A 23,973-nucleotide genomic window follows, 5' to 3' on the forward strand; every position below is an offset into this window, starting at 1 on the left:
TCAGGCATCGCCCTGAAGCAGCTCCAGCATGGCGTGCAGCTGCTCCAGGCGCAGGCCGGGATCGTCCAGCTGCAGCAGTTGCAGCTTCTGCCCCGGCTCCAGTGGCAGCAGGTAGGCCAGCTGGTTGGCCAGTTGCTGCTGGCCGCTGACCACCCCCGCCATCTCCAGCCCGGCGACCAGCGGATGCTCGGCTAGTGCCGCATGCAGGGCGGCGAGGTCGGCATGCTCGCCGTGCAACGGACTGTCCGGCTGTTCCTCCAGCCAGTGCACCTCGGCGACGGTCAGCTGATCAGGCAGGACCTGCGCCCGCTCGACACGAAAGCGCCGCCCGCCCTCGACCCGAATCCCCAGCAGGCCGTTGGTGCGCTGCTGAAAGTCGCGCACCAGCGCCTCGCAGCCGATGGCGGCGAAACGGCTGGCGGCCTCGCCCACCTCCTCGCCCTCGACGATGCAGACCACGCCAAAACCGCTGCCCTGCTTCATGCAGCGGCTGATCATGTCCAGGTAGCGCGCCTCGAATACCTGCAGGTCGAGCACGCAGCCCGGAAACAGCACGGTGTTGAGCGGAAACAGCGGGAGATTCATGGTTTCACAGCCTGTTTTCGACGCCGCGCAGGCGACGTGTGGTCGGTCGTGGGGCAGGCTCTCACAGGAACAGGGCAATCGCCAGCGGCAACAGCACCGCCGTGATCACCCCCATCAGGCTCATGGCCAGGGCCGCGAAAGCACCGCTCTCATCGCTGTCCTGCAGCGCTCGCGCCGTCCCCACCGCATGCGCGGTGATGCCCAGCGCCATGCCCTGCGCCGCCGGATGGTGGACCCGGCACAGGCGCAGGATCGACGGCCCGACGATGGCGCCGATGACTCCGGTGATCATCACGAACACCGCTGCCAGCGCCGCGATACCGCCGATCTGGTCGGCCACCAGCATGGCGATCGGCGAGGTCACCGACTTCGGCGCCATGCTCATCAGCATCAGGTGCTCGGCACCGAACAGCCAGGCCAGCCCCGCACCGAGCACGGTGGCGACGGTTCCGGCGAGCAGCAGGGTCAGGACGATCGGCCAGAACAGCTGGCGAATCCGCCGCAGGTTGAGATACAGCGGTACCGCCAGGGCCACGGTGGCCGGGCCGAGCAGCAGGGTCAGCGCGGCCACGCTGTTCCTGTACTCGGCGAAGCTCAGGCCACAGAGCAGGAGAATGCCGATCACCGTGAGCATGGACACCAGCACCGGCTGCAGGAACACCCAGCGGGTACGTTCGTAAGCCGCCATCGCCAGCTGGTAGGCGCCCAGGGTGATGCCGATGCCGAACAGCGGGTGATGCGTCAGCGCCTGCCAGGCGCCCTGCCAGTCCGGACTCATGCGTCCTCCCGGCGCTGCTGGCGCTCGATCAGCTTCTGCATCAGCCAGCCGGCAAACGCCACCGACAGCAGCAACGACAGCAGCAGCGCGCCGACCACGGCCCAGAAATCCGCAGCGATATCGCTGGCGTACGCCATCACGCCAACGGCCGGCGGCACCAGGATCAGTGGCAGGTACTTCAGCAGGCTGCTGGAGGCGACGCTGAGCGGCTCACCCACTTCGCCACGCAGCAGGAGAAAGACGAACAGCAACAGCATGCCGATGATCGGGCCGGGCAGCATCGGCAGCAGCAGAACGTTGAGGGCGGTGCCGAGCAGTTGACAGAGCACCAGCCAGGAGAGGCCGCGAAGCAGCATGGTTGAGGTCTCCAGAAGACGAGCGATGACCATCACCCCGACTGAACGAGGGGATTCCGGGCATCCTTTGAGGCATGTCGGCCATTATAGGCGTGATACGCCGTCACTGGCCTCCGTATTGCTTCGTCAGGCTGGCCTATGCCGCGTCATTCAGTGCGCCAAGGCAGGCTTGACCGACTGCTGCCCTCATGATGATCTAGGCCGCAACGGATTCACGCACACAAGAAAAACACCCGCGTCCTCAAGGAGGAACTATGCCGTTCGTACCCGTAGCAGAGCTCAAGGACCAGGTTGGCAAGGAACTCGGCAAATCCGAGTGGCTGACCATCGATCAAGAGCGCATCAACCAGTTCGCCGAGTGCACCGGCGATCACCAGTTCATCCACGTCGATCCGGAAAAAGCCAAGCTGACGCCCTTCGGCACCACCATCGCCCACGGCTTCCTCTCGTTGTCGCTGGTACCGATGCTGATGGAAAAGATCATGATCATGCCGCAAGGCCTGAAGATGGCGGTGAACTACGGCCTCGACAGCGTACGCTTCATCCAGCCGGTCAAGGTCGACTCCAGGGTACGCCTGGTGGTGACGCTGACCGACGCCACCGAGAAGAACCCCGGCCAGTGGCTGCTCAAGGCACGCGCCGTACTGGAGATCGAAGGCCAGGAGAAACCTGCCTACATCGCCGAACCGCTGACCCTCTGCTTCGTCTGAGCCCCCCGGGCATACCGAGTCGTTGTCGCTTCCGGCGTTCGCCGCCGGAAGCGGCAACCTTGCGACGGCAAAGCGTGCAGTGCAGCAGCGCAAGCATCCGGGCTTGCGGCATACTGCTCGCAACGTACCGACTTGGATGTCCGCGATGAATCCCCCTGCCCTGCGCCTGCTCCCTATCTGTCTGGCCCTGCTCCTCGCCGGTTGCGACGAAGCGCGTCCGCTGCTGCCCGCCAACGCCACCCTGCCGGATGGCGGCCAGTACCGTGGTGAAATCGTCGATGGCCTGCTGCAGGGCCCCGGGCGCCTGGACTACCGCAACGGCAGCTGGTTCGTCGGCCAGTTCCAGGACGGCATGCTCGAAGGCGACGGCGAATGGCAGGGACCGGGTGGCGAGCACTACCAGGGCGAGTTCCACCAGGGCATGTTCCATGGCCAGGGCACCCTCACCTATAGCGACGGCAGTCGCTATCAGGGCCAGTTCGAGCGCAACCGTTTCAGCGGCGAAGGCGTGTTCGAACAGCACGGGCAGCGCTACCAGGGCGAGTTCCGCAACGACCAGTTCCATGGCCTGGGCAAACTGGAGATGGCCGACGGCAGCAGCTTCCAGGGGCAATTCGTCGACGGCCAGCCCGAGGGCCAGGGCGTGCGCGACGATGCCTATGGCGACCAGTACAGCGGCGTGTTCAGCCAGGGGCAGCTCAATGGCCAGGGCAGCTATCGCAGCGCCGACGGCGACACCTACAGCGGTGGCTTCCACAACGGCGACTTCAACGGCAAGGGCCGCTACCAGAGCGCCAGCGGCGCAGTCTGGGCCGGCGAGTTCATCGATGGCGTGATGCAGGGCTCCGGCGAATACAACGATGGCGACGGCACCCGCTACCTCGGCGACTTCGAGGACTGGCAATACGCCGGTGAAGGCCTGCTCACCCTGGCCGACGGCAGTGTCTACCAGGGGCGCTTCGCCGCCGGGGAATACAATGGCAAGGGCACCCTGACCCAGGCCGATGGCAGCCGCCTGGTCGGCACCTGGCAGCGCGGGCGGTTGATCCGCGACGAGCAGGGCAAGGCGCTGCCGGACAGCCTCGAACTGGGCCTGCTGCTGCAGGGACGTCTGCTCGACGAGACCATCGCCGCCATCCCGGCATCCACGCCAGCGCGCGAGCTGTACGCCCTGAGCCTGGCCGGCGACGGCAAGCAGAGCGTGTTCATGCGCGAGGCCGACTACGTCAGCAGCCTGATGCGCGAACGCTTCGGCGCCTTCTCCAGCATCACCCTGGTCAACCACCGCGACCACCTCGCCGACCGACCGCTGGCCACCCGCGAGAACCTGACCCGGGTGGTGCGGACGCTGGCCGAGCGCACTGGCGAGGAAGACCTGATCTTCATCTACCTGACCAGCCACGGCTCGCGCCGTCACGAACTCAGCCTCGACCAGCCACGCCTGCAACTGGCCGACCTGCCGGCCAGCGAGCTCGCCGCGCTGCTGGCGCCGCTCAAGCAGCGCAACAAGGTGGTGGTGATCTCCGCCTGCTACTCCGGCGGCTTCATCCCGCCGCTGAAGGACGAGAAGACCCTGGTGATGACCGCGGCACGTGCCGACCGGGTGTCCTTCGGCTGCAGCGAAGAGAACGACTTCACCTATTTCGGCCGCGCCCTGTTCGCCGAGGCCCTGGGCGAGACCGACAATCTCGAACGAGCGTTTGAACTGGCCAAGGAAAGAGTTGCCGAACGTGAGCAGAGCGACGGTTTCGAACCCTCCGAACCGCAGATCTGGGCGCCGCGTGGTGTACTCCAGCACTGGCGCAACCTGCGCCAGAGCCAGGCCGAACGCGCACTCAGTGCCGTGGCCAGCCCTGCAGCGAACGACTAAGCTCAGTTGTAACGAACAAGAGACAAGTGCATGTATCTGACTCCGCAGCACATCCTCATCGCCGGAGCCACCGGGCTCACGGGCGAACACCTGCTCGATCGCCTGCTCAGCGAACCGACGGTAGCCCGCGTGCTGGCGCCAACCCGTCGCCCCCTGGCAGCCCACCCACACCTGGAAAACCCGGTTGGCGAACTGCAGGGCCTGTTGCCGCAACTGTCCGGCCAGGTCGACACCGCGTTCTGCTGCCTGGGCAGCACCATCAAGCAGGCAGGCTCGCAGGACGCCTTTCGCGCCATCGACCATGACCTGATCCTGGCCTTCGCCCGCCGGGCTCGCGAGCTGGGTGCGCGGCACCTGGTGGTGATCAGCGCACTCGGCGCCAACCCGAACTCGTCGGTGTTCTACAACCGCGTCAAGGGCGAGACCGAAGAAGCGCTGAAGGCCATGGGCTGGCCGCAACTGACCATCACCCGCCCGTCGCTGCTGCTCGGGGCGCGCCATGAATTCCGCCTTGGCGAGCGCCTCGCAGCCCCCCTGCTGCGCTGGCTGCCAGGCAAGTACCGCGGCATCGATGCCTGCGCCCTGGCCCGTGCCTTGTGGCGCCTGGCGCTGGAGGAAGAGGACGGTATCCGCGTGATAGAGTCCTCCGACCTGCGCCGTCTGGGGCGCTGATGCCGTGGATGAAACGATGAAACCGACGAGCCTGATCGAAGCCCTGCAAGACGCCGACATGCTGGAGATCGACGGCCTGTACGCCTGGCAGTTCGACCTCGACACCGAACTGCTGGCACAGATCAGCGCGGGCACGGCCGGTAGCGACAGTTCGGCCAAGCCCCTGCTGCAGGTGCACTGCATCGATGGCCGCGAACGGCGCCTGTGGAAGTTTTCCCTGGCCTCGGTCCAGGCCGCACGCCACAGCGAAGAGGACGACAGCTGGCACCTCGAGAGTGACGGTGTCAGCCATGGCCTCAAGTGCTTCGCCGCCTTTCGCGGTGACAACGACGACGATGAGGACGAAGCCTAGGCCATGGGCTTCTACGACCGTCATGTGCTGCCGCAGCTGATCGACTTCGCCTGCGGCATGGGGGCGGTGATGAAGGCCCGCTCGCAGATCGTGCCGCTGGCACGGGGCCGGGTGCTGGAGATCGGCATCGGCAGCGGTCTCAATCTGGCGTTCTACGATCCGCAGCGGGTCGAGGTCGTGGTCGGGGTCGATCCCTCTGCCGACATGCAGCGCCTGGCCCGCGAACGGGCCGCGCGCTGTCCTGTCGCGGTGGAGATGATCGCCCTGGAACTGGGGCAGATCCAGGCGGCGGATGCCAGCTTCGACGACATCGTCTGCACCTTCACCCTCTGCACCATTCCCGACGCCGTCGCCGCGCTCAGGGAGATGCGCCGCGTGCTCAAGCCGGAAGGTCGCCTGCTGTTCTGCGAACACGGCCTGGCACCCGACCTGCCAGTGGTGCGCTGGCAGCGACGCCTCACGCCGGTGTGGAAACCCCTGGCCGGCGGCTGCCACCTGGACCGTGACATACCGGCGCTGATCCAGGCCGGTGGTTTTCACATCCGCCAGCTGGACAGCGGCTACCTCAAGGGTCCACGGCCCATGACCCACGTCTATCGCGGCTGGGCAGACTGAGCGCTCAGCTCTCCAGGCGCGGCAGGACGATACTGAAACGGCTGCCCGTACCGACCTCGCTCTCGCAGACCAGATGCCCGGCATGCCGCTCGACCACGGCCCGCACCATGGTCAGCCCCAGGCCCAGCCCCTCGCTCGCCTCGACATCGCCCAGCCGCCGGTATGGCAGGGCCAGCTGGGACAGGTCCGCGGCCGCGATACCACGCCCCTGGTCGATGACGCTGCAGCAGATCCAGTCGCCTTCGAGCCGCAGCGCCAGTTCGACGCGCGTTCCGGACGGGCTGTACTTGATGGCATTTTCCAGCAGGTTGAACAGCGCGCGGCACAACAGCCCGTGGTCGGCGCTGACCAGCGTCTCGTCGTCGTCCAGCCGGTGTACCAGCTCGATGCCTTTGGCACGCCCCAGCGGCCAGGCCTGCTCGAAGGCGTCCAGCGCGATCGTCCCGATCAGGGTCGGTTCGAAGCGATAGTCCTCGGACTCGGCACGCGTCAGCTGAACGAAATCCTCGGTCAGGCCCAGCGCCCGCCGGACCTGTCCCTCGATCTGTTGCAGCACGCTGTCGTCACCCGGCGCCGCGCGTTTCTGCAGCTCGAGCAGGGCGAGAATCGCCGAGTGCGGCGCCCGCAGGTCATGCGACAGAAAGCGCAGCATGGTGCTGCGCTGCGCCTGCGCCTCGCGCTCGGCGCTCAGGTCGAGCAGGGCCACCAGCCAGCCCAGTGCCAGTGCTCCGCTGGCAGAGCGCATCGCTGCCACCTCCAGGCGCAGGTGCAGGCCGGACGGGCTGCGGAACTCCACGCCCCCCATGTCACGCAGGTCACCTGCGAGGCCCGGCGGATAGCCAAGCTCGACCAGCAGCTCGTTCACCTGCCCGCCCAGACGGGCATCGCCGACGATGTGCCGGGCCCTTGCGCTGCTCAGCAGGATCAGCCCCTGCGGATCGCACACCAGTGTCGCCACGGGCAGTTGCTCCAGCCCCTCGGTCATGAATCGGCGGGTGTCGCGAACCCGCGCCAGCGCACGCTCCAGCGCCATGATGCGTTGCTGCAGCACATCCCCCTCGGGGGCGGCCGCCACGCCCTGCTCGGGTAGCACGCGAGGCTCGGCGTCCAGGCGGGCCAGCTCCCAGCCGAAGTAGGCCAGGACCGCACTCTGCCGCCGCCAGTGCCACAGCAGGTAGGTCAGCAGCAGCCCCAGCAGACTCGCTGCGGGCGACCACCACCAGCCGCTGGACAGCAGCCCCCAGGACAGCGCCAGGCTCGCGGCGGCCATCAGCAGCGTCAGCGCCAGGGCATGACGCAAGCGCGCCAGCAGGAAGGCGATCAGCAGCAACGCCACCGGCAGGCAGGCCATCAGCGCCGTGACCCAGGCGGCGGGCTCGACGATGCTGCGCCGTTGCAGCAAGCCGTTGAGAATGCTGGCCTGGATCGCCACCCCCGGCGTCACGCCCGCACTACCGGCCACGGGAGTGACGTAGCGGTCGCCCAGCCCCGGCGCACTGGCGCCGACCAGCACCACGCGACCGCGCAACAGGCTGTCCGGCACTTCCCCGCGCAGCACGCTCAGATAGGGCACGACGGGGAACTGCTGCGAGAATGGAATGCGGATCCTGTTCTGCCGCTGCCAGCCGGCCAGCAGTTCCCCGTCCGGGCGCCCCGGCAACTCGGCGGCGGCATCCGGCTGCAGATGGGCGAAGGCCTGCAGCGCGAGCAGGGCGCGCGTTCGCCCCGGCGGGCCCTCGTGCAGGTAGACGGAGCGCACCACGCCGTCGCCATCCGCCTCGACATTGATGTGACCGAGGCCGAGCGCACACTCGCGCAGCGATGAAAAGGGCAGGATCTCACCCGGGGCCTGGCCCTGCCGGGTCCTGCTGTCACGCAGCAGCGGCAGGAGCAGATTGCCTGAGCGACAGACGGCCCTGGCCAGCGGCTCATCCTCTTCAGGACGGGCCGATTCGGTGAAGATCACGTCGAACAACACCAGTTCGGCCCCCGCCTGCTGCAGACGCTCGATCAGGTCGGCATGCACGCCTCTGGGCCAGGGCCAGCGCCCGATGGCCGCCAGGCTGCGGTCATCGATCTCCACCAGCAGCAAGCGCGAGTCCTGCGGCACCGCGGTCCAGCCGAGCAAGCGGTCGTAGATCAGGTTGTCGAGCGTGCTCAGTCGTCCCTGCGCGAGAAAGGCGACCAGCGGCAGCAGGATCAGCGCCAGCAACGCCCACTCACGGACGATGCGCCGGAACAGCCGCCCGGACATCGAGAAGGCGCCCGAGCGCCCCGGCTCATGGGGCATTGCGACGCCAGGCCGGCAGATAGAGGATCTGGTAGACCGAGGTCATGCCTTCCAGGCCATTGTCATCGAAGGCGGACAGGCGCACGTGGTAGGTGTCGACCGGCAGCCCGCTGAAGTTGACGCTCGGCGTCTCGGAAAACCGCTCCTGGCGAATACGCAGGAACTGTTCGTCGCTGGCCAGCTGCACGCGATAGCGGGTGGCGCCGGGCAGCGGCTGCAGCAGCAGTGTCCAGTTGCCCGAACTCATGTCGCGACCGCCCTGCCCCAGCAGACGCGGCGCCGGTAGCAGCTCGACCGGACGCAGCTCGCCCTGTGGCAGCAGGTTCAGCCCCTGACGGGCCCCGACCAGCACCGCAGACTGCTCGTCATCGACGCGACGCGCCGCGACACCCCCTTCGAGCACCTCGGACAGACTGCGCGTTTCCCCCTCCGCAATGCGCACGCGGAAGTGGGTACCACGCACCCCCAGCACCCCGACCGGGGTCAGCACCTGATAGTGCTCGTCGTCCTCCGCCTGCTTGCGCACGTAGGATTCGACCTGGCCCTGGCGCAGCATGATCTGCAGGCGTTCGTGCTCCTCTTCCCAGTGCAGTTCGACCTGGGAGCTGGACGGCAAGACGATGCGCGAACCGTCGCCACTGACCAGGCTGACGAACGTGGAGTCTTCGGTGCGAATACCTTCCTTGTCATCGACCAGCATGCCTTCGCGCAACGCCGTTTCCGCGCCGCGCGCGTCGACGATCCAGGCTCGCCCTTCCAGGTACTGGACATAGACGGGCAACTGCGGAGCCAGCGGGCCGACCAGCTCGCCGTCCTCGACAGGCTCGGCCAATGCGCCCACGCAGGCGCACGCCCCCACGACCAGCAATGCCCTGCAGAACCACGCGCCAGCGCTCAAGGCGCCACGCAACCCCAGCATCCCCATTTCCCTTGTCACTCAGTCCAACTCCAGGCGATTGCGGCCATTTCTCTTGGCTCTGTACAGGGCCTGATCGGCCCGGCGCAGGGTCTCCACGCCCGACTCGCCAGCCGAGAACGACGCCAGACCAGCCGAACAGGTGATACGCAGGCGCCGGCCACGCACATGAAAGGGCGCCGACTCGATGCTCTTGCACAGTTCCGAGAGCACCGCGTAGCCGGCTTCCCGGCCGGTATTGGGCAACAGGATAGCGAACTCCTCGCCACCATATCGCGCCAGAAAGTCGCTGTCGCGCAAACGCGACGCCAGCAACCGGGCGATCAGGCGCAATGCCTTGTCGCCCGCCGGATGACCGAAGTCATCGTTGATGCGCTTGAAGTGATCCACATCCAGGAATGCCAGTTGCAGCTCGCCGCCGTGGCGCCGGTGACAGGCCAGCGCTTCGTTCAGGCGCAGTTCCCAGGCCCGACGATTCGGCAGCTTCGTCAGTACATCGGTCAGCGCCTGGCGCTGTTGCTGGTGGGCCAGCCCGTTGAGGCGCTGCAGGCGCTTGCGGTATCCGTCGAGTTCGACCTGCAGGCTGACGATGCGCGCCTGCATGATCTGCTCGGTGTGCTGCTGGGCATGCAGCGCCTCCAGCAACTGGCGCAACCGGGCATGCGTCGGCCCATGCGGAGGTGATACGTCCGCACCATGGATCGATGTGATAGTTGCCATCGCCCACCTCCGTTGCGAATTCATTCACGCCCGATCAGGCGGTGACATCCGGCACCCAGGACCGCGCCCAGCAACGGCGCGAGCCAGAACAGCCAGAGTTGCTCGATGGCCCAGCCACCGACATAGAAGGCCACGGCGGTACTGCGCGCCGGGTTCACCGAGGTGTTGGTCACCGGAATGCTGATCAGGTGAATCAGCGTCAGCGCGAGGCCGATGGCCAGCGGCGCAAAGCCGGTGGGCGCTCGCCCGGAGGTGACGCCCAGGATGATCAGCAGGAACATCGCGGTCATCAGCACTTCGCAGATCAGCGCCGCCAGCAGCGGGTAGTCACCGGGAGAGTGCTCGCCATAGCCATTGGCAGCGAAGCCGGAGCCAACCAGGTCGAAGTCCGAGCTGGCGGCGGCGATCAGGTACAGCGCACCCCCGGCCAACAGGCCGCCAGCCACCTGCGCCAGCATGTAGGGCAGCACATCCCTCGACGGGAAACGCCCGGCGGCCCACACACCCAGCGTCACCGCCGGATTGAAGTGCGCACCGGAGACATGCCCCACCGCATAGGCCATGGTCAGCACGCTCAGGCCGAACGCCAGGGAGATACCCAGCAGGCCCACACCGAACCCCGACAGGATGGCCGTACCGCAGCCCCCCATCACCAGCCAGAACGTACCAAGCAGTTCGGCAGCGTATTTATTCATCATCATCACTCCAGCACACACGACATGAACGAGGGGCAGCGCCTCCCTGCGCCCCTCTGGCCAGCCGACGGCAGCCTCCATGGCACGCCGTCCACCGCCAGGAACCCCGACGGCCAGTCCCTGAGCCACGAGGCAAGGTCCATCCCGGACCGGTTCGATGCGGGCTCCCTGCCCGGACACCCAATCCGGATGCCCAAACTGTCCCTGGACAGGGTCTTCAGAAGACCCAGCGCGGCCTCACCACCTCCAGCGGGTAGTCGTCGCCGATCAGCAGCAGATGCTCCGGCACCGCAGGACGGGACCAGACCCTCTGCTCGAGATGGCCTACCGGCTGGCGTGGCAACGCCGCTTCTGCCTCGACGAACACCCGAGTACGCGTGGGCGTGACCGACAACAGAGCCAAGCACCCCAATGCCAACACGACTCCTGTACGCATCAACGCCCCTTTGCCTCCAGACATCCGCCCTCTCCCTGGCGGCCTGATACAGGCCCCACAGACAACACCGGGGCCCCTCCCTTTGACGCGGACTCTAGCAAGCACCCCGCGGGATTTGAGGGATCCGTCACATTTCTTCAGAATCAGCGAGAATTCATCGCCAGCCAGGCGATCAGAGCAGCGAAGTAACGGAGGACAGGCCATGCGCGTGGCGATACTGGACGATGAGACGGCTGAACTGCAGCGCCTCGAGCAGACCCTGCAGAGCATGAACGAGTCGCAGCGCGCGCCCTGGCTCACGCACTGTTTCTGTCGCGGTGAAGAGATGCTCCGGCGGCTCAAGCGCGAGCGCTACGACCTGCTCATCCTCGACTGGCAGGTGCTGGACATCAGTGGCCTGCAGATTCTCAAGTGGAGCCGTGAGCACCTGGAAGATTCGCCACCGGTGATCATGATCACCAGCCGCGACAGCGAGCAGGACGTGGTACGAGCCCTCAACGCCGGTGCCGACGACTACATCTGCAAGCCCTTTCGCCCGCACGAGCTGCGGGCGCGCATCCTCGCGGTGATGCGCCGTCGGGGCGGAGTCCGCCCGGCAGAGGCCGAACGCAACCAGTTCGGCGACCTGCTGTTCGACGACGCCGAGCTCTGCGTCAGCCGCGCCGGCCAGCCGGTGACGCTGACCGAGCGGGAGTACCGCATCGCGCGTTATCTGTTCAACAACCTCGGCCGCCCGCTATCACGCGAGTACTTCTACGAGCGCTTCTGGCCCCATGAAGAAGTGCATTCCTCGCGCCCGCTGGATACCCATATCTACCGTTTGCGCAACAAGCTGGGCCTGTCGCCCGAACATGGCTGGCAGTTGCTCACCATCTACGGCTATGGCTATCGGCTGGAGCGCGTCGGCGACGAGCAGGCCCACTAGCCCCGCAGCGCCAGCGCATCCACCAGCCCCGCAGCGATGGCCATGCCCACCAGCTCCGGCAGGGTTTCGGCCTGCATGCGCTTCATCACCCGCGAGCGGTACAGGTCGACGGTCTTCACGCTGATATGCAGTTGCTCGGCCACCTCACGGTTGGTGTAGCCGCGCACCAGCGGCAGCAGCACGTCACGCTCGCGCGGGGTGAGCTGCTCCAGACGCGCCTGCACCTCGGCCAGACGTGAATCGCGGCGCGGTACCGGCGCACGACGCTCCAGCGCCTGCTGCACACTGTCGAGCAGCAGCTGCTCGTTGTAGGGCTTCTCGATGAAATCCACCGCGCCGGCCTTGAACGCACGCACCACGATGGGAACATCGGCATGGCCACTGACGAAGATCACCGGCAGCTCGATGCCGCGCGCACGCATCTCGTCCTGCACATTCAGCCCGCCCATCCCCGGCATGCGCACATCCAGCAGCACGCAGGCATTGGCGTTCGCCTCGCAGGCTTCGAGAAAGGCGCGGCCACTGGTGAAGGGCACGCCTTTCAGGCCCACCGACTCCAGCAGCCAGAGCGTCGAGTCGAGCATGCCCTGGTCGTCATCGACCACATAAACCAGTTGTTGCATCCGCGTGCAGCTCCTCTTGTTGTTATGCATTTCATCGCTCGCGGCTAGAAGCCCCTCCCACAGCGTGCAGGCTTCGTGGGAGGGGCCCTAGCCGCGACTGTTCGACAACGACTCGTCGTCCCTGCCCAGCGGCAAGCGGCACTCCAGGCACAGGCCGCCCTCCAGCGGGAATGCCTCCAGCGCCCCGCCGAAGCCCTCGACGATGCTGCGACTCATGGACAGGCCGAGACCCAGGCCCTCCGCCTTGCTGGTGTAGAACGGCGTGAACAGCTTGACCAGTTGCTCGTCACTGACCCCCGGCCCCTGGTCGAGCACACGGATCGCCAGGCTGCCGTCCTGCTCGCAGGCCTCCAGACGAATCTGCGAAACCGCGCCGGCATGCACTTCACGATTGGCCTCGATGGCGTTGCGCAGCAGGTTGAGCAGCACCTGTTCGAGCAGCACCCGGTCGGCGAACACCGGCGGCAGATTGTCCGGCAAGGCGTCGCGCACCGCCACCTGCGCGGCACCGGCTTCCCAGTGACAGAGGCGCACCGCCTCGCGCGCCACCTCGGCCAGATCGAGCGCCTGCATGCGCCGCTGGCCCTTGCGCAGGAAGGCACGCAGGCGCTTGATCACCTCCGAGGCATGGTTGGCGTGCTCGGTGATGCGCGCCAGGCCCTGGGCCACCTTGTCCGTCGCCGCCGGGTCGCCGCCGACGCCCTGCAGGTAGCGCTGGCTGGCGCCGGCGTAGTTGACCACCGCTGCCAGCGGCTGGTTGATCTCATGGGCGATGCCCGAGGCCAGCTCGCCCAGGGTGACCAGCCGCGCGGTGTGCGCCAGCTCGTCCTGGTGGCGACGCTGCTGCGCCTCGCGCAGTTCGCGCTCGGTCATGTCCCGCGCCACCAGCGAGTAGTAGCGCTCGTCACCGGCGCCACGATGGGCCAGCAACACCAGCGACACCGGCAGCGAGCCCCCCGCCAGCGGCAGCAGGCGCGCCTCGCAGCTCCACACACCGCCGGCATCGGCGCGGGCCCAGCCCTCGCGTTCGAGCAGCGCCAGATCGGCCTCGGCCAGCAGTTGCGGCAAGGTCGGCAGCGGCTGTTCGGCGGCGATGCCCAGCGCCCGGCGTGCCGAGGGGTTGAGGTGAGTCAGGCGCCCGCCCGGCTCGATGAACAGCACCAGGTCGGTATTGGCCTCGACGACCTCCGCCAGACGCCGCTTGTTCTCTTCGGCCTGAATGCGTGCGGTGATGTCGCGCGAGACACTGACCACCTCCACCACTGCGCCGGTGTAGGTCTCGCGAATGGCGCGGCTGGCGGTCTCGAACCACAGGTAATGGCCGTCCCGATGGCGAATCCGATAGGTCATGGTGTGATAGCCATCCTGCTCCAGCGCCTCATAGGCCTGGCGCGCCTGCTGGGTCTGGTCCAGCGGATGCAGCAGGCTGTCCACGCTGCGCCCGCGCAGCTCCTCCGGCCAGTAGCCGAGCAGGGTCCAGCTGGCGGGCGAGGCATCGAGGAACACGCCTTCGGGCGTGTGGCGGGAAATCAGGTCCGTGGTGTTCTCGGTGATCAGCCGATACAGGCGACGCGCACGCGCGGCTTCCCGCTGATCACGCACCTCCTGGGTCGCCTCGCGGCAGCGCGCCAGCACCTGCCGCTCCGCCAGGTCGGGGATGAAACTCCAGATCAGGATGCGCTCGCCATCCTGTGCTTCGACCGCCTCGATGGCCCTGCGCTGCTCCAGGCAGGCACGCACCAGTGGCAAGTGATTGACCGGCAGCAGGGCCTCGACCTGCGCCAGCGAGCGCTCGCCAAGCAGCGCCTGCAAGGCCTGGTTGAACTCCAGCGGCCGCGCTCGTTCATCGAGCAGCAGCGCCGGCTGCGGATCGGCCGAGAGCAACGGCGCACTGCGACTCATGCCGCCGGCCAGGCCAACCAGCTGCACCAGCAACTGGCGCAGCCAGGGCAACCACTCCAGCCCGGCGCCTTCCTCCACCTGCAGCAGCAACAGCCCCGCGCCACCGTCCTCCAGGCTCAGCGCCAGCGCCTGGCCATGGTGGATGGCGGCGCGGCGCAAGCGTCCGGCCAGCCAGCACGGCAGCTGGCGCAATGTGTCCAGGCTCATGCTCGGCTGCGCCAGCAGCGCCTCGAACAGCACCTGGTCGCCAGCAGCCAGGGGGTCGCCCTGCCCCGGCGGCAGGCGCGGGCCGCCGCCCTCCTGCGCATAGGTCCCGCTGGCCGGCTGCCAGGCCAGGTACCAGGCCTGGCGCACCTGCGGGCAACCCAGCACGGCGCGGCGCAGAGCCGCCGCCCGTTCGTTGAGGGACGGCGCCTCGCGCTGAATGCGTAGCCAGGCCTGCAGCGGCACGGCCGCCTGATCACTCGAATGACTCATATAGTAATTATTCTATAAAACCTTGGTACAACTTCCATATAAATTAGAAATGCCCTATAAATTACCGCCAGAAAGATTCGGTAATGCCTGCATCATTACCGGAATAACCAGAGCTAACAATCAGCCAAAGGTGTATCCGCCATGTCGATCTACGAGCAGGGCCTCGGCCGCGCCGCCGTCAACCATGTCGCCCTCAGCCCCCTGAGCTTCATCGAACGTACGGCGGCGGTATACCCGCACTACCCGGCCGTGGTGCATGGCTCGATTCGACGTGACTGGGCCGAGACCTACGCGCGCTGCCGGCGCCTGGCCTCGGCACTGGCCGGACGCGGAATCGGCAAGGGCGACACGGTGGCGGTGATGCTGCCGAACATCCCGGCGATGCTCGAGGCGCACTTCGGCGTGCCGATGATCGGCGCGGTGCTAAACACCCTCAACGTGCGCCTGGACGCCGAAGCCATCTCCTTCATGCTGCAGCATGGCGAAGCCAAGGTGGTGATCGCCGACCGCGAGTTCTTCGATGTGATCCACGCGGCCATCGGCATGCTCGACCATCCGCCGCTGGTGATCGACGTCGACGACCCCGAGTACGGCGAAGGCCAGGCGGTCAGCGACCTGGACTACGAAGCCTTCCTCGCCGAGGGCGACCCGGAGTTCGCCTGGCAGTGGCCGACGGACGAGTGGCAGGCCATCAGCCTCAACTACACCTCCGGCACCACCGGCAACCCCAAGGGCGTGGTCTATCACCACCGCGGCGCGTTCCTCAACGCCATGGGCAACCAGATGACCTGGAACATGGGTAACCACCCGGTCTACCTGTGGACCCTGCCGATGTTCCACTGCAACGGCTGGTGCTACCCCTGGACCATCACCGCGCTGGCGGGCGTGCATGTGTTCCTGCGCCGCGTCGACCCGGCGAAGATCCTCACCCTGATCCGCGACGAGCAGGTCAGCCACCTGTGCGGCGCGCCCATCGTGCTCAACGCGCTGGTGAACATGCCGGCGGAGGCCAAGGCAGCCATCGATCATCCGGTCAAGGCCATGGTCGCCGGCGCCGCGCCACCGGCCAAGGTGATCGGCGCGGTGGAAGAGATGGGCATCTCCGTGACCCACGTCTATGGCCTGACCGAGGTCTACGGCCCGGTGACCCTGTGCGCCTGGCATGCCGAGTGGGACGACCTGCCGCTGGAGGAACGCGCCACCATCAAGGCGCGTCAGGGCGTGCGCTACCCGACCCTGGAAGGCGTCATGGTCGCCGACCCGAAAACCCTCGAGCCGGTCCCGCGTGACGGCCAGACCATCGGCGAGATCTTCATGCGCGGCAACACCGTGATGAAGGGCTACCTGAAGAATCCCAGCGCCACCTCCGAAGCCTTCGAGGGCGGCTGGTTCCACACCGGCGACCTGGGCGTGTGCCACGCCGATGGCTACGTGGAAATCCGCGACCGCCTCAAGGACATCATCATCTCCGGCGGCGAGAACATCTCCACCATCGAGGTCGAGGGCGTGCTCTATCGCCACCCTGCCGTGCTGGAGGCCGCCGTGGTCGCCCGCCCGGACGAGAAATGGGGCGAGACACCCTGTGCCTTCATCACCCTCAAGACCGGCCAGCAGGCCAGTGACAGCGACATCATGGCCTTCTGCCGCGAGCACCTGGCCGGCTTCAAGGTGCCGAAGACCGTGGTCTTCACGGCGCTGCCGAAGACCAGCACCGGGAAGATCCAGAAGTTCGTCCTGCGCGACATGGCCAAGGCGCTCTGACCCTTTGTGGGAGGGGCTTCAGCCGAAAGCGCCTCCCACAGACCGCAGCCTACCGTTTTCACAACAACAAGAACCGGCCCTGGCGGCCGACGGAGAACCCTCATGCAAATCTTCAAGCGCCGTGACGGCGACGAGCAACCGCACTGGCCTGTCGGCCCGTTCAAGGTGCGCCTGCCTTTCGTCCACTACCGCTGGGAAACCGCCGAGATGCTGCAGGCGCTGATCATGTTCGTGGTCAGCCTGGCGATGATCCCGCTGCTGGAAAAGTACCTCGGCCTGCCCTACGACGTGGCGCTGGCCTACGTGGTGGTATGCGGCATCGGCTTCATGCTGCCGGCACTGCTCGGCGTGCCCTTCGTGCCCGGCTGGATCACCCCCGGCATCCCCGTGGTGCTGCTGTTTCTCGGCAACTACGAACCGGGCCCGGAGGCCATCCGGGCGCTGTTCGCCCTGCAGTTCCTGGTGTTCGTGATTTTCCTCTTCCTCGGCGTCACGCGCCTGGGCAGCACGCTGGTGCGGCTGATCCCCAACTCGATGAAGGGCGGCATCATCATCGGCGCCGGCATCGCCGCCCTGATGGGCGAGATCAGTGCCGGCGGACGCCTGGCCAATACGCCGATATCGCTGGTACTCGGCAGCCTGATCTGCCTGTACCTGATGTTCTCGGTGTCGTTCAAGGGCCTGACCGAGCGCCTGCCGCTGGCGCGCAAGGTGGTCAACTACGGCATGGTGCCCGGGATGCTGATCGCCATCTTCATCGGCATCGCCGTGGGCGAGTACAAGATGCCGGACGTCAGGTGGGGCATCACCGCGCCGGCCTTCGGCGAGATGTGGAACTACCTGCCGTTCAGCGTCGGCTTCCCCGGCCTGGACGTGTTCATGCTGGCCGTTCCCACCGCAGTGATCGCCTACGTGATCGCCTTCGGCGACATCATCGTCGGCCAGTCGCTGATGCAGCGCGCCGATGAACTGCGCACCGATGAAGTGATCGAAAACAACGTCGACCGCGTGCACCTGGTCACCGCCATCCGCAACGCCCTGCACGCCTTCCTCGCGCCCTACCCTGGCCTCGCCGGGCCGTTGTGGACGGCCGTGGCGGCGACCATGGCCGAGCGCTACAAGTACGGACGCAAGGCGATGGACTCGATCTACAGCGGCGCCGGCACCTTCTGGATCACCGGCTTCGCCGCGCTGTTCATGCTGCCGCTGGTCAGCTTCTTCCAGCCGGTGCTGCCGATCGCCCTGTCGCTGACGCTGATCCTCACCGGCTACATCTGCCTGATGGTCGGTTTCGAGCAGTTGAACAACAACACCGAACGCGGTATCGCCGGCACCATGGGTGTGGTGCTCGCCGTCTACGGCGCGGGCTGGGGCCTGGCCGCAGGCGCTGCGCTGTACATTCTGGTCGAGCGCACCCATCTGCTTAAATTCACCAGCGTCAAGGATAAACCGAGCGAGACGGCCGAAGCCGACTAATCAGGCTGTTGAAAAACTATCTGCGTTGCCATTGCTGCGTTAAAAACAGGCTCAAAATGCTCATTTACAGTTCGTAAACTCCGCTTTCTCGCCTGTTTTTGCCTTGCACTGGCTGCCTCGCCTACGTTTTCAACGGCCTGCTAACGCTTTTTCGTTCCACACGCGCCGCGCTCGTCGCGGCGCCCCTGCTGTCGAGGTTGCACCATGCCCGAATTCAACGCCCCGCTGCGCGACATGCGCTTCGTCCTTCATGACGTGTTCCAGGCACCGAGCCTGTGGGCGCGCCTGCCGGCCCTGGCGGAAACCGTCGACGCCGACACCGCCGACGCCATCCTCGAAGAGGCGGCCAAGGTCACCGGCACCCTGATCGCCCCACTCAACCGCAGCGGCGACGAGGAAGGCGCGCAGTGGCACGCAGGCGAGGTACGCACCCCGGCAGGCTTTCGCGAAGCCTATGCCACCTACACCGAGGGCGGCTGGGTCGGCCTCTCCGGCAACCCCGAGTACGGCGGCATGGGCATGCCCAAGATGCTCGCCGTGGCCTTCGAGGAAATGCTCTACGCCGCCGGCTCCAGCTTCGCCCTGTACTCGGCGCTGAGCTCCGGCGCCTGCCTGGCCATCGACGCGCACGCCAGCGAGGAACTGAAGAGCACCTACCTGCCGCCGATGTACGAAGGCCGCTGGGCCGGCTCCATGTGCCTGACCGAGGCCCATGCCGGTACCGATCTGGGCATCATCCGCACCCGCGCCGAACCCCAGGCCGATGGCAGCTACAAGGTCACCGGCAGCAAGATCTTCATCACCGGCGGCGAGCAGGACCTGACCGAGAACATCATCCATCTGGTGCTGGCCAAGCTGCCGGACGCACCTGCAGGCCCGAAAGGCATCTCGCTGCTGCTGGTGCCCAAGGTGATGGTGAACGCCGACGGCAGCCTGGGCGCGCGCAATGCGGTGAGCTGCGGCTCCATCGAGCACAAGATGGGCATCAAGGCCTCGGCCACCTGCGTGATGAACTTCGACGGCGCCACCGGCTACCTGATCGGCGAGGTCAACAAGGGCCTGGCGGCGATGTTCACCATGATGAACTACGAACGCCTGTCTATCGGTATCCAGGGCATCGGCTGCGCCGAGGCCTCCTACCAGTCGGCGGTGGACTATGCCCGCGAGCGCATCCAGAGCCGCGCCGCCACCGGCCCGGTCAATCAGGACAAGGTCGCCGACCCGATCATCGTGCATGCCGACGTGCGCCGCATGCTGCTGACCATGAAGGCGCTCAACGAAGGCGGCCGCGCCTTTGCCTGTTACGTCGGCCAGCAGCTGGACCTGGCCAAGTTCGCCGAGGATGCCGGCGAGCGGCAGAACGCCGAAGCCCTGGTCGCGCTGCTCACACCGGTGGCCAAGGCCTTCTTCACCGACACCGGCCTGGAAAGCTGCGTGCATGGCCAGCAGGTGTTCGGCGGCCACGGTTACATCCGCGAGTGGGGCCAGGAACAGCTGGTGCGCGACGTGCGCATCGCGCAGATCTACGAAGGCACCAACGGTATCCAGGCCCTCGACCTGCTCGGGCGCAAGGTGGTGGCCAACGGCGGCGCCGCACTGCGCCTGTTCGCCAGTGAAGTGCGTGCTTTCGCCCACGCCAACGCGTCGCCCCATGGCGAGCGTCTGGTCGAAGCACTGGAGCGCCTGGAGGCGGTCAGTGGCTGGGTGCTGGAGCAGGCCAAGGCCGACCCCAACTCGGTGGGCGCCGCCTCGGTGGAGTATCTGCACCTGTTCGGCTACGTCGCCTACGCCTACATGTGGGCGCGCATGGCCGCCGTGGCGCAGCGCAAGCAGGACGGGGACGAAGCCTTCTGCAGCGCCAAGCTGGCCACTGCCGAATTCTTCTTCAGCCGCCTGCTGCCGCGCACCCTGAGTCTGGAAGCGAGCATTCGCGCCGGCAGCCAGCCGCTGTACAACCTGGCCGCCGAGCAATTCTGAAGGTTGAGCGTGTTGCGCGGCCTTGCGCCGCGCTTTTTTATTCAGCAGCGGAGGCAGCACAGGCCTCCGCCAAGGACTCCTTATGCGTGAAGTCGTGATAGTCGCTGCCTGCCGTACCGCCATCGGCAGTTTCCAGGGGGCGCTGAGCCGCATCCCGGCACCGGAGCTGGGTGCGATGGTGATCCGCGAGCTGCTGGCCCGCAGCGGCGTGGACGAGGCCCAGGTGGACGAGGTCATCCTGGGCCAGGTGCTCACTGCCGGCAGCGGGCAGAACCCCGCGCGGCAGAGCGCCCTGCTCGCCGGTCTGCCACACACGGTGCCGGCCATGACCCTGAACAAGGTCTGCGGCTCCGGCCTCAAGGCGGTGATCCTCGGTGCCCAGGCCATTCGTGGTGGCGACGCCGAGATCATCGTCGCTGGCGGCCAGGAGAACATGAGCCAGGCCCCCTACGTCATGCCCGGTGCGCGCACGGGCCTGCGCATGGGGCATGCGCAACTGCTCGACACGATGATCCAGGATGGCCTGTGGGACGCGTTCAACGACTATCACATGGGCATCACCGCCGAGAACCTGGCCGAGCAGTACGGCATCAGCCGCGCCGAACAGGACGCGTTCGCCCTGCGCTCGCAGCAACGCGCGCAGGCGGCCATCCAGGCCGGGCGCTTCAGCGCCGAGATCGTCCCGGTCGCCGTACCCCGCCGTGGTGCCGAAGCACTGATCGTCGAGCGTGATGAGCAGCCACGCGCCGACGCCAGCCTGGAGGGCCTGGGCAAGTTGCGGGCGGCCTTCAAGAGCGACGGCACGGTGACCGCCGGCAATGCCTCGACCCTCAACGACGGCGCCGCCGCGGTACTGCTGATGAGTGCCGAGAAAGCCGCCGAACTGCGCCTGCCGGTGCTGGCGCGCATCGCGGCCCACGCCAGCGCCGGGGTCGACCCGGCCGTGATGGGCATCGGCCCGGTGTTCGCCAGCTGCAAGGCGCTGGAGCGCGCCGGCTGGAGCCTGGAACAGCTCGACCTGATCGAGGCCAACGAAGCCTTCGCCGCCCAGGCCATCGCCGTGGGCCGCGAGCTGCACTGGGACAGCGCCAAGGTCAACGTCAACGGCGGCGCCATCGCCCTCGGCCACCCCATCGGCGCCTCGGGTTGCCGTATCCTGGTCAGCCTGGTCCACGAGATGCAGCGCCGCGAGGCACGCCGTGGCCTGGCCACCCTGTGCATCGGCGGCGGCCAGGGCGTGGCCCTGGCTCTCGAACGCTAGAACAAAGGGGCCGGTGGCGGTAAAAAGCGCCATCCACCCTGCGCCTGCATCGCTCGCAGGGTGGCTCAGGCAGCACCGCCCCACCCTGCAATCCCGGACAAGAACAAGAGAATCCCATGCGAACCCTGACGACCCTGACCGGCAACAGCCAGAAACTCGACGGTGGAGCCATGTTCGGCAACGCCCCCAAGGCCCTCTGGCAACGCTGGATGCCCGCCGACGAACTGAATCGCATCGACCTCGGCTGCCGCGCCCTGCTGGTGCAGGAAGAGGAGCGCAACATCCTGGTGGAAACCGGCATCGGCGCCTTCTTCAGCCCGGAGCTGAAACAGCGCTTCGGCGTGCAGGAAGATCGCCACGTGCTGCTCGACAGCCTGGCCGCGCTGGGCCTGAGCGACGCCGACATCGACATCGTGGTGCTCACCCACCTGCACTTCGACCACGCCGGCGGCCTCCTCGCCGCCTGGCAGGACGACCAGCCGCCGCGCCTGCTGTTCCCTCACGCGCAGTTCGTCACCGGTCGCCAGCAATGGCAGCGTGCGCGCCAGCCCCATGCGCGTGATCGTGCGTCGTACATCCCGGAGCTGCTGGACCTGCTCGAAGCCAGTGGCCGCCTGCAACTGATCGACGCAGGCGCGACCCACTGCGACCTGCTCGGCGCCGACTGGCGCCTGCACTGGAGCGATGGCCACACCCCGGGCCAGCTGCTGCCGGAGGTGGCCATGCCAGGTGGGCCGGTGGTGTTCCCCGGCGACCTGATTCCCGGCGCGCCCTGGGTTCACCTGCCGATCACCATGGGCTACGACCGCTTTCCCGAAGGCCTGATCGAAGAGAAGGAAGCCCTGCTCGCCGACCTGTTCGGCCGTGGCGGCCGGCTGGTGTTCACCCATGACCCGGACACCGCCATGGGCCGGGTAAGCCGCGATGAAAAAGGCCGTTATGGTCTCGATGAGGCGGTAAAAACGGTGCATCTGCTGGCAAACTGACGCCACCGGGCCTTGACGTAGCGGTCATGCAGCGCGAGCATGGCCGCTTGTTTTTCAGCCGTGGTCGCAACCACACCGGCGCCCCAGGGAGGGGTTCGCGCCTGGTCAGCGGAAGACTGGCCGTGGTGCCGTGTCCACCTCGACAGCCCTGGGGAACCGCTTCATGAGCCTGGCCTCTGTACGCGCCTTCTTCGCCGCCAAGGCGCCCGACATTTCGATCATCGAGCTGCAGTCCAGTACCGCCACCGTGGCACTGGCCGCCGAAGCCCATGGTGTTTCGCCGGGACAGATCGCCAAGACCCTGGCCTTCCGCATCGCCGAACGCGACCTGCTGATCGTCGCCCGTGGCGATGCGCGTATCGACAACCGCAAGATGAAGGAGTGCTTCGGCGCCAAGGCCAAGATGCTCGACGCACAGACCGTGATCGAGCTGACCAGCCATCCGGTCGGCGGCGTCTGTCCGTTCGGCCTGGCCACGCCACTGAGCGTCTATTGCGACCGCTCGCTGCTGGCTTTCGATGAAGTGCTGCCGGCGGCCGGCGCTACCCACAGCGCGGTGCGCATCGCGCCGCAGCGCATGGCCGAGCTGGTCGATGCCGAATGGGTCGATGTCTGCCAGGCAGTGGAAACCGAAGCCTGCTGAACGCCCGCGTAAGCTAGAGGCCGCCGCTGACACCCAGGCTCACGCCCAGCGCAGCGGCCAGGGAGAACGGCAGCAGCAGGGTGTCGAGCAGCGCACTGCCCGGCAGGTCCAGCCCCGGATAGCGTGGCGCCTCGGTGCCGAAGCGTTCCAGTGGGCAACAGCCACCGTTCAGCGCATACCAGTCCAGCCGCGTCCCCGCGTACACCACCGGCGCGTCGGCCTTGGCCGCATCCAGCGTACGCACCGTGGCGCAGCCTTGCATGGCCAGGATCACCAGCGCCAGGGCGGCGAGGCGCACGTCAGTCGTCCGAGACCATGTGATGTTCGCCCCAGCGCGGCAGCATGTCCTGGGGAATGCCCAGGCAGTTGAGGATGCGCGCGACAACGAAGTCCACCAGGTCATCCAGCGTCTGCGGCTGGTGATAGAAGCCCGGCGAGGCCGGCAGGATGGTCACCCCCAGGTTCGACAGCTTGAGCATGTTCTCCAGGTGGATGCTCGAATAGGGCGCCTCGCGCGGCACCAGGATCAACTGGCGGCGCTCCTTCAGCGCCACGTCGGCGGCGCGTTCGATCAGGTTGTTGCAGGCACCGCTGGCAATCGCTGACAGGGTCCCGGTGCTGCACGGCACCACCACCATGGCGGTCGGCGCCCCCGAACCGGATGCCGCCGGCGCCATCCAGTCTTCCTTGCCGTAGACCCGCACCTGCCCCGGCGCAGCACCGGTGTACTCGGTGAGGAACTGCGCCATGGCCTGCGGCTTGCTCGGCAGCGCGACGTCGGTTTCGGTCGCCATCACCAGTTGCGCCGCCTTGGAGATCAGGAAGTGCACTTCACGATCTTCCTGCACCAGGCAGTCGAGCAGGCGCAGGCCGTACTGCGCGCCGGAGGCGCCGGTCATGGCCAGAGTAATGCGTTCAGGACCGCTCATGGATGCTCCACTGGGCGG

24 protein-coding genes are annotated in these 23,973 nt (G+C 67.0%); 12 read left to right on the forward strand and 12 right to left on the reverse strand.

Annotated features, from left to right (window positions below; translation table 11 throughout):
- From FIV02_RS20375 to FIV02_RS20385, 3 genes are all read right to left on the reverse strand, one after another.
- Complete coding sequence (locus tag FIV02_RS20375) at window positions 1-585, reverse strand: LON peptidase substrate-binding domain-containing protein (RefSeq protein ID WP_037051551.1); 585 nt, start codon at window positions 583-585, stop codon at window positions 1-3.
- Window positions 586-646: 61 nt separating this feature from the next.
- The gene (locus FIV02_RS20380; RefSeq protein ID WP_037051549.1) at window positions 647-1,363 is read right to left on the reverse strand and encodes an LrgB family protein; all 717 of its coding nucleotides are present in this window, start codon (window positions 1,361-1,363) and stop codon (window positions 647-649) included.
- Window positions 1,360-1,719: a CidA/LrgA family protein gene (locus FIV02_RS20385; RefSeq protein ID WP_037051546.1), complete on the reverse strand. Its 360-nt coding sequence runs from the start codon at window positions 1,717-1,719 to the stop codon at window positions 1,360-1,362. Before FIV02_RS20385 ends, FIV02_RS20380 begins: the two co-directional genes overlap by 4 nt.
- 254 nt (window positions 1,720-1,973) lie before the next feature.
- Here FIV02_RS20385 and FIV02_RS20390 point away from each other — a divergent pair, with 254 nt between their 5' ends.
- From FIV02_RS20390 to FIV02_RS20410, 5 genes are all read left to right on the forward strand, one after another.
- Window positions 1,974-2,429, forward strand: a complete 456-nt coding sequence (locus tag FIV02_RS20390) for a MaoC family dehydratase (protein ID WP_047584648.1) — start codon at window positions 1,974-1,976, stop codon at window positions 2,427-2,429.
- A 145-nt stretch (window positions 2,430-2,574) separates the two neighbouring features.
- Window positions 2,575-4,299: a C13 family peptidase gene (locus tag FIV02_RS20395; protein ID WP_152489645.1), complete on the forward strand. Its 1,725-nt coding sequence runs from the start codon at window positions 2,575-2,577 to the stop codon at window positions 4,297-4,299.
- Window positions 4,300-4,329: 30 nt separating this feature from the next.
- A complete protein-coding gene (locus FIV02_RS20400; RefSeq protein ID WP_152489646.1) occupies window positions 4,330-4,971 on the forward strand; it encodes an oxidoreductase in 642 nt (213 codons plus the stop codon).
- 16 nt (window positions 4,972-4,987) lie between these two features.
- On the forward strand, window positions 4,988-5,323 hold the full coding sequence (locus FIV02_RS20405; protein ID WP_152489647.1) for a DUF5629 family protein: 336 nt from the start codon (window positions 4,988-4,990) through the stop codon (window positions 5,321-5,323).
- A 3-nt stretch (window positions 5,324-5,326) separates the two neighbouring features.
- Entirely contained in the window at window positions 5,327-5,938 is a 612-nt protein-coding gene (locus FIV02_RS20410; RefSeq protein ID WP_134675760.1) for a class I SAM-dependent methyltransferase, read from the forward strand.
- A gap of 4 nt (window positions 5,939-5,942) precedes the next feature.
- On the opposite strand, the gene FIV02_RS20415 is transcribed toward FIV02_RS20410, so the two are convergent.
- The 5 genes from FIV02_RS20415 to FIV02_RS20435 all read right to left on the reverse strand — a co-directional run bounded on the left by FIV02_RS20415 (window position 5,943) and on the right by FIV02_RS20435 (window position 10,962).
- Entirely contained in the window at window positions 5,943-8,228 is a 2,286-nt protein-coding gene (locus tag FIV02_RS20415) for a CHASE2 domain-containing protein (protein WP_152489648.1), read from the reverse strand.
- Window positions 8,218-9,069 carry a FecR domain-containing protein gene (locus FIV02_RS20420; protein WP_371923189.1) on the reverse strand — a complete coding sequence of 284 codons (852 nt, stop codon included), beginning with the start codon at window positions 9,067-9,069 and terminating at the stop codon, window positions 8,218-8,220. The genes FIV02_RS20415 and FIV02_RS20420 overlap by 11 nt, the downstream gene beginning before the upstream one ends.
- 96 nt (window positions 9,070-9,165) lie before the next feature.
- A complete protein-coding gene (locus FIV02_RS20425) occupies window positions 9,166-9,864 on the reverse strand; it encodes a GGDEF domain-containing protein (protein ID WP_256663007.1) in 699 nt (232 codons plus the stop codon).
- 20 nt (window positions 9,865-9,884) lie between these two features.
- The gene (gene aqpZ, locus FIV02_RS20430) at window positions 9,885-10,559 is read right to left on the reverse strand and encodes an aquaporin Z (protein WP_047584719.1); all 675 of its coding nucleotides are present in this window, start codon (window positions 10,557-10,559) and stop codon (window positions 9,885-9,887) included.
- A 217-nt stretch (window positions 10,560-10,776) separates the two neighbouring features.
- Window positions 10,777-10,962, reverse strand: a complete 186-nt coding sequence (locus tag FIV02_RS20435; protein ID WP_150606650.1) for a hypothetical protein — start codon at window positions 10,960-10,962, stop codon at window positions 10,777-10,779.
- Between the two features lie 235 nt (window positions 10,963-11,197).
- Between FIV02_RS20435 and FIV02_RS20440 the strand changes: the two genes are divergently transcribed.
- Window positions 11,198-11,920, forward strand: a complete 723-nt coding sequence (locus tag FIV02_RS20440; RefSeq protein ID WP_152489651.1) for a response regulator transcription factor — start codon at window positions 11,198-11,200, stop codon at window positions 11,918-11,920.
- On the opposite strand, the gene FIV02_RS20445 is transcribed toward FIV02_RS20440, so the two are convergent.
- Window positions 11,917-12,543 carry a response regulator transcription factor gene (locus FIV02_RS20445; protein ID WP_037051523.1) on the reverse strand — a complete coding sequence of 209 codons (627 nt, stop codon included), beginning with the start codon at window positions 12,541-12,543 and terminating at the stop codon, window positions 11,917-11,919. The genes FIV02_RS20440 and FIV02_RS20445 overlap by 4 nt on opposite strands.
- 87 nt (window positions 12,544-12,630) lie before the next feature.
- Window positions 12,631-14,922, reverse strand: a complete 2,292-nt coding sequence (locus tag FIV02_RS20450; RefSeq protein ID WP_152489652.1) for a PAS domain S-box protein — start codon at window positions 14,920-14,922, stop codon at window positions 12,631-12,633.
- 141 nt (window positions 14,923-15,063) lie between these two features.
- Between FIV02_RS20450 and FIV02_RS20455 the strand changes: the two genes are divergently transcribed.
- The 6 genes from FIV02_RS20455 to FIV02_RS20480 all read left to right on the forward strand — a co-directional run bounded on the left by FIV02_RS20455 (window position 15,064) and on the right by FIV02_RS20480 (window position 23,026).
- Window positions 15,064-16,683 carry an acyl-CoA synthetase gene (locus FIV02_RS20455; protein WP_047591075.1) on the forward strand — a complete coding sequence of 540 codons (1,620 nt, stop codon included), beginning with the start codon at window positions 15,064-15,066 and terminating at the stop codon, window positions 16,681-16,683.
- 102 nt (window positions 16,684-16,785) lie between these two features.
- On the forward strand, window positions 16,786-18,159 hold the full coding sequence (locus FIV02_RS20460; protein WP_152489653.1) for a solute carrier family 23 protein: 1,374 nt from the start codon (window positions 16,786-16,788) through the stop codon (window positions 18,157-18,159).
- A gap of 204 nt (window positions 18,160-18,363) precedes the next feature.
- Window positions 18,364-20,136 (forward strand): acyl-CoA dehydrogenase C-terminal domain-containing protein, encoded by a 1,773-nt coding sequence (locus tag FIV02_RS20465; protein WP_152489654.1) that lies wholly within the window; start codon window positions 18,364-18,366, stop codon window positions 20,134-20,136.
- A gap of 82 nt (window positions 20,137-20,218) precedes the next feature.
- Window positions 20,219-21,397: an acetyl-CoA C-acetyltransferase gene (locus FIV02_RS20470; protein ID WP_152489655.1), complete on the forward strand. Its 1,179-nt coding sequence runs from the start codon at window positions 20,219-20,221 to the stop codon at window positions 21,395-21,397.
- Window positions 21,398-21,513: 116 nt separating this feature from the next.
- Window positions 21,514-22,383: an MBL fold metallo-hydrolase gene (locus FIV02_RS20475; RefSeq protein ID WP_152489656.1), complete on the forward strand. Its 870-nt coding sequence runs from the start codon at window positions 21,514-21,516 to the stop codon at window positions 22,381-22,383.
- Window positions 22,384-22,546: 163 nt separating this feature from the next.
- Window positions 22,547-23,026: a YbaK/EbsC family protein gene (locus FIV02_RS20480; protein ID WP_152489657.1), complete on the forward strand. Its 480-nt coding sequence runs from the start codon at window positions 22,547-22,549 to the stop codon at window positions 23,024-23,026.
- Between the two features lie 13 nt (window positions 23,027-23,039).
- On the opposite strand, the gene FIV02_RS24855 is transcribed toward FIV02_RS20480, so the two are convergent.
- Complete coding sequence (locus FIV02_RS24855) at window positions 23,040-23,288, reverse strand: YceK/YidQ family lipoprotein (protein ID WP_172979230.1); 249 nt, start codon at window positions 23,286-23,288, stop codon at window positions 23,040-23,042.
- A gap of 37 nt (window positions 23,289-23,325) precedes the next feature.
- Window positions 23,326-23,955, reverse strand: a complete 630-nt coding sequence (gene ubiX, locus FIV02_RS20490; RefSeq protein ID WP_037051506.1) for a flavin prenyltransferase UbiX — start codon at window positions 23,953-23,955, stop codon at window positions 23,326-23,328.
- Window positions 23,956-23,973 lie beyond the last annotated feature (18 nt).

This window comes from Pseudomonas sp. THAF187a, from assembly GCF_009363395.1.
In the GTDB taxonomy this organism is placed as follows: Bacteria; Pseudomonadota; Gammaproteobacteria; order Pseudomonadales; family Pseudomonadaceae; genus Aquipseudomonas; species Aquipseudomonas khazarica.

Bases quoted from the DNA above. Each gene is read 5' to 3' on its own strand.
- FIV02_RS20375 (WP_037051551.1), bottom strand. From the start codon at position 585: ATGAATCTCCCGCTGTTTCCGCTCAACACCGTGCTGTTTCCGGGCTGC.
- FIV02_RS20380 (WP_037051549.1), bottom strand. From the start codon at position 1,363: ATGAGTCCGGACTGGCAGGGCGCCTGGCAGGCGCTGACGCATCACCCG.
- FIV02_RS20385 (WP_037051546.1), bottom strand. From the start codon at position 1,719: ATGCTGCTTCGCGGCCTCTCCTGGCTGGTGCTCTGTCAACTGCTCGGC.
- FIV02_RS20390 (WP_047584648.1), top strand. From the start codon at position 1,974: ATGCCGTTCGTACCCGTAGCAGAGCTCAAGGACCAGGTTGGCAAGGAA.
- FIV02_RS20395 (WP_152489645.1), top strand. From the start codon at position 2,575: ATGAATCCCCCTGCCCTGCGCCTGCTCCCTATCTGTCTGGCCCTGCTC.
- FIV02_RS20400 (WP_152489646.1), top strand. From the start codon at position 4,330: ATGTATCTGACTCCGCAGCACATCCTCATCGCCGGAGCCACCGGGCTC.
- FIV02_RS20405 (WP_152489647.1), top strand. From the start codon at position 4,988: ATGAAACCGACGAGCCTGATCGAAGCCCTGCAAGACGCCGACATGCTG.
- FIV02_RS20410 (WP_134675760.1), top strand. From the start codon at position 5,327: ATGGGCTTCTACGACCGTCATGTGCTGCCGCAGCTGATCGACTTCGCC.
- FIV02_RS20415 (WP_152489648.1), bottom strand. From the start codon at position 8,228: ATGCCCCATGAGCCGGGGCGCTCGGGCGCCTTCTCGATGTCCGGGCGG.
- FIV02_RS20425 (WP_256663007.1), bottom strand. From the start codon at position 9,864: ATGGCAACTATCACATCGATCCATGGTGCGGACGTATCACCTCCGCAT.
- aqpZ (WP_047584719.1), bottom strand. From the start codon at position 10,559: ATGAATAAATACGCTGCCGAACTGCTTGGTACGTTCTGGCTGGTGATG.
- FIV02_RS20440 (WP_152489651.1), top strand. From the start codon at position 11,198: ATGCGCGTGGCGATACTGGACGATGAGACGGCTGAACTGCAGCGCCTC.
- FIV02_RS20445 (WP_037051523.1), bottom strand. From the start codon at position 12,543: ATGCAACAACTGGTTTATGTGGTCGATGACGACCAGGGCATGCTCGAC.
- FIV02_RS20450 (WP_152489652.1), bottom strand. From the start codon at position 14,922: ATGAGTCATTCGAGTGATCAGGCGGCCGTGCCGCTGCAGGCCTGGCTA.
- FIV02_RS20455 (WP_047591075.1), top strand. From the start codon at position 15,064: ATGTCGATCTACGAGCAGGGCCTCGGCCGCGCCGCCGTCAACCATGTC.
- FIV02_RS20460 (WP_152489653.1), top strand. From the start codon at position 16,786: ATGCAAATCTTCAAGCGCCGTGACGGCGACGAGCAACCGCACTGGCCT.
- FIV02_RS20465 (WP_152489654.1), top strand. From the start codon at position 18,364: ATGCCCGAATTCAACGCCCCGCTGCGCGACATGCGCTTCGTCCTTCAT.
- FIV02_RS20470 (WP_152489655.1), top strand. From the start codon at position 20,219: ATGCGTGAAGTCGTGATAGTCGCTGCCTGCCGTACCGCCATCGGCAGT.
- FIV02_RS20475 (WP_152489656.1), top strand. From the start codon at position 21,514: ATGCGAACCCTGACGACCCTGACCGGCAACAGCCAGAAACTCGACGGT.
- FIV02_RS20480 (WP_152489657.1), top strand. From the start codon at position 22,547: ATGAGCCTGGCCTCTGTACGCGCCTTCTTCGCCGCCAAGGCGCCCGAC.
- FIV02_RS24855 (WP_172979230.1), bottom strand. From the start codon at position 23,288: ATGCAAGGCTGCGCCACGGTGCGTACGCTGGATGCGGCCAAGGCCGAC.
- ubiX (WP_037051506.1), bottom strand. From the start codon at position 23,955: ATGAGCGGTCCTGAACGCATTACTCTGGCCATGACCGGCGCCTCCGGC.